This is a genomic window from Burkholderia sp. E168m23 (assembly GCF_016586125.1).
GTDB classification, from domain to species: Bacteria; Pseudomonadota; Gammaproteobacteria; order Burkholderiales; family Burkholderiaceae; genus Burkholderia; species Burkholderia orbicola.
Genome location: NZ_BCPP01000187.1, coordinates 1 through 8,759 on the forward strand (window position 1 = coordinate 1; position 8,759 = coordinate 8,759).

Annotated in this window: 8 protein-coding genes; 5 read left to right on the top strand and 3 right to left on the bottom strand. The window is 68.3% G+C overall.

Annotation, left to right across the window (positions count from 1 at the left end):
• Both JMF90_RS12310 and JMF90_RS12315 read right to left on the bottom strand, forming a co-directional pair.
• Positions 1-309, bottom strand: a 309-nt coding sequence (locus JMF90_RS12310; protein WP_201325135.1) for an ATP-binding cassette domain-containing protein, incomplete at its 3' end; no start/stop codon positions are given.
• 68 nt (positions 310-377) lie between these two features.
• Positions 378-1,304, bottom strand: a complete 927-nt coding sequence (locus JMF90_RS12315; RefSeq protein WP_011545206.1) for a sugar ABC transporter substrate-binding protein — start codon at positions 1,302-1,304, stop codon at positions 378-380.
• A gap of 316 nt (positions 1,305-1,620) precedes the next feature.
• On the opposite strand from JMF90_RS12315, the gene iolC reads away from it, so the two are divergent.
• The 5 genes from iolC to JMF90_RS12340 all read left to right on the top strand — a co-directional run bounded on the left by iolC (position 1,621) and on the right by JMF90_RS12340 (position 7,991).
• Positions 1,621-3,576, top strand: a complete 1,956-nt coding sequence (gene iolC / locus JMF90_RS12320) for a 5-dehydro-2-deoxygluconokinase (protein ID WP_201316835.1) — start codon at positions 1,621-1,623, stop codon at positions 3,574-3,576.
• 46 nt (positions 3,577-3,622) lie between these two features.
• Positions 3,623-5,506, top strand: a complete 1,884-nt coding sequence (gene iolD / locus JMF90_RS12325) for a 3D-(3,5/4)-trihydroxycyclohexane-1,2-dione acylhydrolase (decyclizing) (protein WP_201316834.1) — start codon at positions 3,623-3,625, stop codon at positions 5,504-5,506.
• A 60-nt stretch (positions 5,507-5,566) separates the two neighbouring features.
• Entirely contained in the window at positions 5,567-6,496 is a 930-nt protein-coding gene (gene iolE / locus JMF90_RS12330; RefSeq protein ID WP_201316833.1) for a myo-inosose-2 dehydratase, read from the top strand.
• A 56-nt stretch (positions 6,497-6,552) separates the two neighbouring features.
• A complete protein-coding gene (gene iolB, locus JMF90_RS12335) occupies positions 6,553-7,371 on the top strand; it encodes a 5-deoxy-glucuronate isomerase (RefSeq protein ID WP_175788187.1) in 819 nt (272 codons plus the stop codon).
• Positions 7,372-7,496: 125 nt separating this feature from the next.
• A complete protein-coding gene (locus tag JMF90_RS12340; protein ID WP_027807886.1) occupies positions 7,497-7,991 on the top strand; it encodes a heme-degrading domain-containing protein in 495 nt (164 codons plus the stop codon).
• 47 nt (positions 7,992-8,038) lie between these two features.
• Here JMF90_RS12340 and JMF90_RS12345 read toward each other — a convergent pair whose 3' ends face one another.
• Complete coding sequence (locus tag JMF90_RS12345) at positions 8,039-8,758, bottom strand: glucose 1-dehydrogenase (RefSeq protein ID WP_236597972.1); 720 nt, start codon at positions 8,756-8,758, stop codon at positions 8,039-8,041.
• Position 8,759: the final 1 nt, after the last annotated feature.

Genomic DNA, 8,759 nt, shown 5'->3' on the forward strand with positions numbered 1-8,759 from the left:
CGGGCCGTTCAGCACGACCGGTTCGCCGTTGATCAGGATTTCGCCCTGGTCGGGCGTGTAGACGCCCGCAATGATCTTCATCAGCGTGGACTTGCCGGCGCCGTTCTCACCCATCAGCGCATGCACGGTGCCGCGGCGCACGCGGAACTGCACGCCGTCGAGCGCGACGACGCCGGGAAAGGACTTGCCGACGCCGCGCACCTCGAGCACGCAGTCGGCCATGGGCGCACCGGACGAACCGGGCGCGGCGGACGACGCGGCCGGCGCGCTTTCGCTGGCCATCGAGCGCGCGATCCTGGCTGTAAACATGGACGTTCCTCGAAAATCGCGCGCGAACCCGGTCGCGCCGGGCCCGCGCAGTTCAGCGGAAAAACCGGTCAGTGCTTCGCGTACTGGTTCATGTTCTCCGGCGTCACGAGTTCGAACGGCACGTTCACGTAGCGATCGACCGGCTGCTTCTTCGCGAGCTTGAGCGCCGCGGCCACCGCCTGCGCGCCCTGCCCGGTCGCGTTCTGGTACACCGACACCTTCAGCTCGCCGGCCTTCATCGCCGCGAGCCCGTCCGGCGTCGCGTCGATACCGGCGACGACCGTCTTCGGCGTGAGCTTGCGCGCGGCCTTCAGCGCGTTGATCGCGCCGATCGCCATTTCGTCGTTGTTCGACACGATCGCGTCGAACTTGGTCCCGGAGCTCAGCCAGTTCATCGTGATGTCCTGGCCCTGCGTGCGGCTCCACTTGCCTTCGCGCTTGTCGACGATCTTCATGCCCGCGCATTCCTTCGTCGCGATCACGTCCTCGATGTCCTTGGTGCGCGCGCGCGCCGATTCGTTGGACAGCTCGCCCATCAGCACCAGGAGGTCGCCCTTGCCGCCGAGCAGCTTGCACACCTGGCGCGCCTGCAGCGTGCCCGACTGCTTTTCGTCGGACGCGACGACCGCGACGCCGGCCGGCAGCTTGTCGAAATCGACCGGCTTGCGGTTCACGTAGATGAGCGGGATCTTCGCCGCGGTCACCATCTTCGTGATCTTCGGCGTCGCGTCGGTATCGACCGGATTCACGATGATCGCGTCGACCTTCTGCGCGATCATGTTCTGGACCTGGCTCAACTGCTTGCCGACGTCATTGCCGCCGTCCTCGATCTGCACCGTCGCGCCGTCCTTCTTCGCCGAATCGGCGATGCTGTTGCGCAGGATGGTCAGAAACGTGTCGTCGAACGATGCCATCGTCACGCCGATCTTCTCGGCATGCGCGAGCGGCGCAGCCAGGATCGCGGCGGCCGCGACGGCCATCAGCTTGGTCTTCATGATCAATCTGTCTCCTCATCTCCGGGGGCGGAAGACGGCGCGTTGCGCGCCGCCGGGCCGAGTCCGATCTGGTCCGATCGGGACTGAAGCATCCGGATGAAACTGTAGATCACTTCCTCGAAAATTTGGAAATTTATTTCTACGTGATTTCACCTAGGGAACTGTATTTCCAAAAAGTCTAGACTCCGTTCCGTAGCCCGACTCCCGGTGGCAGGCAGCCTCGTGTCGTGCGGCATAGGCCGCGGACAGTCGCCACCGGATCGGTCCCCTAATCTGCCGGCAGCGCCGAACGCCGGCCGCGAGCGTGACACGTGATATGAGCCTGCTGAACTTTCCGAGTGACCGCCCCATCGATCTCGCCTGCCTCGGCCGCGTGGCCGTGGATCTCTATGCGCAGCAGTACGGCAGCCGCCTCGAGGACGCGCGCAGCTTCCAGATGTATCTCGGCGGCTCGTCGGGCAACGTCGCGTTCGGCGTCGCGCGGCTCGGGTTGAAGACCGCGATGATTTCGCGCGTCGGCGACGAGCAGATGGGCTGCTTCCTGCGCGAGACGCTCGAGCGCGAAGGCTGCGACACGAGCCAGCTGCAGACCGACCGCGAGCGCCTCACCGCGCTGGTGCTGCTCGGGCTGAAGGATCGCGATACGTTCCCGCTGCTGTTCGTGCGCGAGAACTGCGCGGACATGGCCGTGCGCGCCGACGAGATCAGCGAGGATTTCATCGCCGGTTGCCGCGCACTGGCGATCACCGGCACGCATCTGTCGACGTCGGGCACGCGCGAAGCGTCGCTGACTGCGCTCGGCTATGCGCGCCGCCACGGCGCGGTCCGCATCCTCGACATCGACTACCGGCCGGTGCTGTGGGGACTGACCGCGCGCGGCGCCGGCGAAAACCGCTACGTGCCCGACGCGCAGGTGACACGGCAACTGCAGCAGGTACTCGGCGAATTCGATCTGCTGGTCGGCACCGAGGAGGAATTCCTGATCGCGGGCGGTGTGCCGCATGACCTGATCGGGTCGTTGCAGGCGGTGCGCGCGATCACGAACGCGACGCTGGTCGTCAAGCGCGGCGCGCTCGGCTGCTGCGTGATCGAAGGCGACATTCCGGCCGGCATCGACGCTGCGCCGACCTTTCTCGGCGAGCGCGTCGAGGTGCTCAACGTGCTCGGCGCGGGCGATGCGTTCCTGTCCGGCCTGCTGTCGGGGCTGCTGCGCGGGCGCGACTGGGCCGAATCGACGCGCATCGCGAACGCGTGCGGCGCGATCGTCGTGTCGCGCCATGCGTGCTCGGCCGCGATGCCGACGCCGGCGGAACTCGCGCACTGGTTCGACGGCAGCCGCAATCCGCAGGTCGACGCCGACCGCACGCTCGCGCACCTGCATCGCGTGACGGTGCCACGCCGAGAATGGGACGACCTGTGCGTGATGGCGTTCGACCATCGCAGCCAGTTCTACGAGCTGGCGGTGCAGGCCGGCGCGGACGAAGCGCGGATCAAGACGTTGAAGCGCCTGCTCGTGCGCGCGGTCGAACAGGTCGAGCGCGATCGCGGCATCGCCGGCCACGTCGGCGTGCTGATCGACGGCGGCGCGTACGGTAGCGACGCGCTCGCGTCGGCCACCGGGCGCGGCTGGTGGGTCGGCCGTCCGGTCGAGCTGCCGGGCTCGCGGCCGCTGCGCTTCGACGACACGCGCTCGGTCGGCTCGTCGCTCACGCACTGGCCGACCGAACAGGTCGTGAAGTGCCTCGTCCACTATCACCCCGACGACCCTGTCGACCTGCGCGTCGAGCAGGAGCAGCGCGTGCTGGAACTGTGGGAAGCCACGCGCGCGAGCGGCAACGAGCTGCTGCTGGAAATGATTCCGCCGCGCGCGGTCACGCCGGCCGGCACCGAGGACGACGCGGTGCTGCGCACGATCGCGCGCTTCTACAACCTCGGCGTGAAGCCCGAATGGTGGAAGCTCACGCCGCTCACCGCCGACGGCTGGGCGCGGCTCGCCGCGCTGATCGCCGAGCGCGACCCGCATTGCCGCGGCGCGGTGATCCTCGGGCTGAACCAGCCGCTGCAATACCTCGTCGACAGCTTCCGCTCGGCGACCAACCCGATCGTCAAGGGCTTCATGGTCGGGCGCACGTTGTGGGCCGATGCGTCGCTGAACTGGTTCGCGGGCCGGATCGACGATCAGGCGCTGATCGACGAAGTGGCCGGCAACTTCGCGCAACTGGTCGACGCGTGGCTGGGCCGCCGTACCGCCGCGCGCGCCGCCGCGGCCTGATGCCCGTGTTCGTGACGACCACCCGACTTCTCTCTATCGAACGACGATGACCACCACCGTAAGACTGACCGTCAGCCAGGCGCTCGTGCGCTACCTGGCCGCCCTGCGCGCCGAAGTCGTCCAGCCCGACGGCCGCACCGAGATCCTGCCGTACTGCGGCGGCGTGTTCGCGATCTTCGGCCACGGCAACGTGGCCGGGCTCGGCGAAGCGCTGCACGCGGAGAAAGGCCGGCTGCCGACGTTTCGCGCGCACAACGAGCAAGGGATGGCCAATGCGGCCGTCGCGTTCGCGAAAGCGAATTTCCGCCAGCGGATGATGGCCGCGACGTCGAGCATCGGCCCCGGCGCCACCAACATGCTGACTTCGGCCGCGCTCGCGCACGTCGGCCGCTTGCCGCTGCTGCTGCTGCCCGGCGACGTGTTCGTGTCGCGGCTGCCCGACCCGGTGCTGCAGCAGGTCGAGGATTTCGAACAGGGCGACGTCAGCGCGAACGACTGCTTCCGGCCAGTCACGCGCTACTTCGACCGCATCACGTCGCCCGAGCAACTGCTCGTCGCGCTGCCGCGCGCGATCCAGGTAATGATCGATCCCGCGCAATGCGGACCCGTGTGCCTCGCGCTGCCGCAGGACGTGCAGACCTTCGCGTACGACTGGCCCGAGGATTTCTTCGCGCCGCCGCTGATCCGGATGCGCCGGCCGCCGGCCGACGCGCTCGAGCTCGCCGATGCGCTCGACGTGCTGAAGGCCGCGAAGAAGCCGCTGATCGTCGCCGGCGGCGGCGTGCTGTACAGCCAGGCGTGGGATACACTGCACGCGTTCGCCGACACGCACGGCGTGCCGGTCGCCGAATCGCAGGCCGGCAAGGGCAGCCTCGCGTGGGATCACCCGCTGAACCTCGGCTCGATCGGCGTGACGGGCTCGCCCGCCGCGAACCGCGCGGCCGCGCAGGCCGACGTCGTGTTCGCGGTCGGCACGCGGCTGCAGGATTTCACGACCGGCTCGCACGCGCTCTACGGCGACGCGACGCTGCTGAGCCTGAACGTGCAGCCGTTCGACGCGGGCAAGAAGCGCGGCCGGCAACTGGTGGCCGATGCGCGCACCGGCCTCGGGCAACTGTCGGCCGCGCTGGCCGGCTGGCGCGCCGATCCGGCGTGGACCGCCGCGAACCGCGACCAGGCCGCCGCGTGGAACGCGCGCGTGACGGAGCTGACCACCCGGATTCCGAAGGACACGCTGCCGTACGACGCCGAAGTGATCGGCGCGGTGCGCGACTCCGCGGCCGACGCGGGGCGTGACAGCGCGCGCGACGATCTGGTCGTCTGCGCGGCCGGCACGCTGCCGGCCGAACTGCACAAACTGTGGCGCAGCGGCGTACCGGGCAACTACCACATGGACTATGCGTATTCGTGCATGGGCTACGAAGTCGCGGGCGGCCTCGGCGCGAAGCTCGCGCGGCCCGAGCGCGAAGTCATCGTGATCGTCGGCGACGGCTCGTACATGATGCTCAACGCGGAACTCGCGACCTCCGTGATGCTCGGCCGCAAGATCATCGTCGTGATCCTCGACAACCGCGGCTACGGCTGCATCGAGCGGCTGCAACTCAATTGCGGCGGCGCGAGCTTCAACAACATGCTCGACGACTGCGTGCCCGAAGGCGGCGAACGCTCGACGATCGACTTCGCGATGCATGCACGCTCGATGGGCGCCGAAGCCGTGCACGTGCGCGACGTCGGCGAGCTGCGCCACGAAATGAAGCGCGCGCGTGCGGCGACGACCAGCCAGGTGCTCGTGATCGACACTACGCACCAGCGCACGACCGACGACGGCGGCGCGTGGTGGGAAGTCGCGGTGCCGCAGGTGTCCGAACGCGCCGGCGTCGTGGACGCACACCGCGCGTATCTCGACGCGAAAAACCGCCAGCGGCGCTGATCCGCTCACCCTTTCCATCGGCCGCGCCGAGACAACACCATTCGAACCAGGAAACACGTCATGAGCTGGAACGTCCGCATCGGTATCAATCCCCTGTCGTGGATGAACGACGACCTGCCGTCGCTCGGCGGCGAGACGCCGCTCGAAACGGCGCTGAAGGAAGGCGCCGAAATCGGCTATGCGGGCTTCGAGCTCGGCAACAAGTTTCCGAAGACGGGCCCCGAACTGAAGGCGAAGCTCGCCGAATTCGGGCTCGTGTGCGTATCGGGCTGGTATTCGGGCTTCCTCGCGGAGCTCGCGCCGGGCATGACCGATGCCGATGCGGTCGCCGCCGAAATCGAGCACTGCCGCGCGCACATGACGAAGCTGCAGTACAACGACGTGAAAGTCGTCGTGTACGGCGAATGCGCGGGCACGATCCAGGGCAACATCGACACGCCGGTCGCGAAGCGGCCGCGTTTCGTCGACGACGCAGCGTGGCGGCGCTATGCGGCGCGCCTCGACGCATTCGGCGCGCACCTGCTCGACACGTACGGCATCAAGCTTGCCTACCATCACCACATGGGCGCATACGTCGAGTCGCCGGACGACGTCGACCGGCTGATGGCGCTGACCGATCCGGCGAAGGTGTTCCTGCTGTTCGACACGGGCCACGCGTATTTCGGCGGCGCGGCCGACCCGGTCGCGCTGCTGAAGAAGCACGTGTCGCGCGTCGCGCACGTGCATTGCAAGGACGTGCGGCCGCAGGTCGTCAACCAGGCGCGCAACGACGGCTGGAGCTTCCTGAACGGCGTGATCAACGGCACCTTCACGGTGCCGGGCGACGGCGCGCTCGACTACGACGCGACGCTGCGCACGCTGAAGGACGCTGGCTATGAAGGCTGGCTCGTCGTCGAGGCCGAGCAGGACCCGGCCGTCGCGCCGAGCTATGCGTATGCGAAGAAAGGCTACGAATCGCTGCGCGCAATCGTCGACCGGTTGAGCGCGTAAGACGGCACGCAGGCGCGTGAGCGCTCGAGCCCTACCCTATTGCGGAGACCCATTTCATGACGATTTCTCCCCTGCTGATCAAGGCATCCGCCGACCGCGAGATCTGTAACGTCACGCCCGAATCGGCCGGCTGGAAGCACGTCGGCTTTCGCGCGCTGCGCCTGAAGGCCGGCGACACGGAAACGCTCGACACCGGCACGCGCGAACTGTGCGTCGTGGTGCTGACGGGCACCGTGCGTGCCGAAGTCGACGGCGAAACCTACGATGCACTCGGCAAGCGCGACAGCGTGTTCGAGGACGTGTCGCCGGACGCGCTGTACGTGCCGGGCGGCAAGCGCGTCACGCTGGTCGCGACGCGCGATGCGGAAGTCGCGCTGTGCACCGCGCCGTACGCGAGCGGCGACAAGCGCGTGCTGCGCCTCGACGGCGAGCGGATGCGCCGTTCGGTGCGCGGGCAAGGCACCAACACGCGCTACGTATGCGACATCCTGATGGGCGACAATCCGGCCGCCGACCGGCTGCTCGTCGTCGAAGTCGTCACGCCGGCCAGCCATTCGAGCAGCTATCCGCCGCACAAGCACGACCGCGACGCGGCGCCCGACGAGACGTCGCTCGAGGAAACCTATTACCACCGGATCGATCCGCCGCAGGGTTTCGCGTTCCAGCGCGTGTACACGGACGACCGCAGCCTCGACGAAGCGTGCGCGGTCGAGAACCACGACGTCGTGATGGTGCCGCGCGGCTATCACCCGGTGGTCGCGCCTCACGGCTACAACCTGTACTACCTGAACGTGATGGCGGGCCCGAGCCGCGCGTGGGCGTTCAAGAACGATCCCGCGCATGAGTGGATGCTCGACGCGGCGCCGAAACGTTGAAGTGCTGAAGAAGTGCTGACGTGCTGAAACGCCGAAGCACTGAATGGAACACGGGCCCTCGCGCGGCCCCTGACGATGCGACGCCCGGCACGCGCGTACCGCGCCGGCCACGCTACGGAGCCGCCATGGTGACGCCCCCCTTTCGCCTTGCACCCCACGCCTTCGACGACGACGCGTCGAACCCGGCCCTGCCGCACTTCAATGCGGCCGTCGCACGTCGAATGGGCGAAATCGCGGTCAACCTCGCGTCGCGACGCGGGCTGCCGATCGCGGTCGGCATCGTCGGCGGGCACGCACCACTGTTCTACTGCGCGCTCGACGGCAGCGGCGCGCACGACGGCGATGCGATCCGCCGCCGGCAGAACACGGTGCTGCGGTTCGGCCAGAGTTCGCTCGCGGTCGGCGCTTGCTTCCGGCGTGCCGGCTGGTCGCTGCGCTCGCAGGGCCTGTCGGACGACGACTATGCGCTCGACGGCGGCGGTGTGCCGTTGCGGGTCGCCGGGGCCGGCATCGTCGGCGCGATGACGATCGCGGGGCTCGGCTCCGAAGCCAATCACGCGCTCGTCGTCGAATGCCTGCGCTGGCACGTCGGCGCGAATGCGCTCGCAATGAGCGCGTAGCGGCGCGAACGGCGCACACGCACCGTTCGCGTGGACTGCGTGGATGCTCAGCGCAGCCCGCCGCTCGCGACGAGACGCTCGCCGGTCAGCCAACGTGCATCGTCCGACGCGAGAAATACGGCGACCGACGCGATGTCGTTCGGCTCGCCGAGCCGGCCGAGCGGCGTCTGGCTACGCACCTGTGCGTCCATATCGGAACCGATGATGCCCGCGCTGTGCGTGCCTTCGGTCACGACCATCCCCGGGTTGATCGCGTTCACGCGGATCTTGCGCGGGCCGAGTTCGAGCGCGAGCACGCCGGTGATCGCGTCGACCGCGCCCTTCGTGCCGCTGTACACGGCGCTGGCCGGCGGCGTGATGCTGGTCACCACCGAGCTGATGTTGATGATGCTCGCGCCTTCGCCGAGATGCTTGACCGCGGCCTGCGTGGTCAGCAGCACGCCGAACACGTTCGTGTCGAACTGCCGGCGGTAGTGTTCCTCGGTGATTGCTTCGATCGGTGCGAATTCGTACACGCCGGAGTTGTTGACGAGCACGTCGAGACGGCCGTACGTGTCGATCGCGGTATCGACGATGCGCTGCGCATCGGCGGCCTTCGACACGTCGCCGCCGACCGCGACCGCGCGGCCGCCCGCTTCGGTGATCGCGCTCACGACCGCGTCCGCACCCGCCTTGCTGCTCGCGTAGTTGACGACGACCGCTGCGCCTTCGTCGGCCAGTGCCTTTGCGATTGCCGCGCCGATGCCCTTGGATGCGCCCGTGACGATC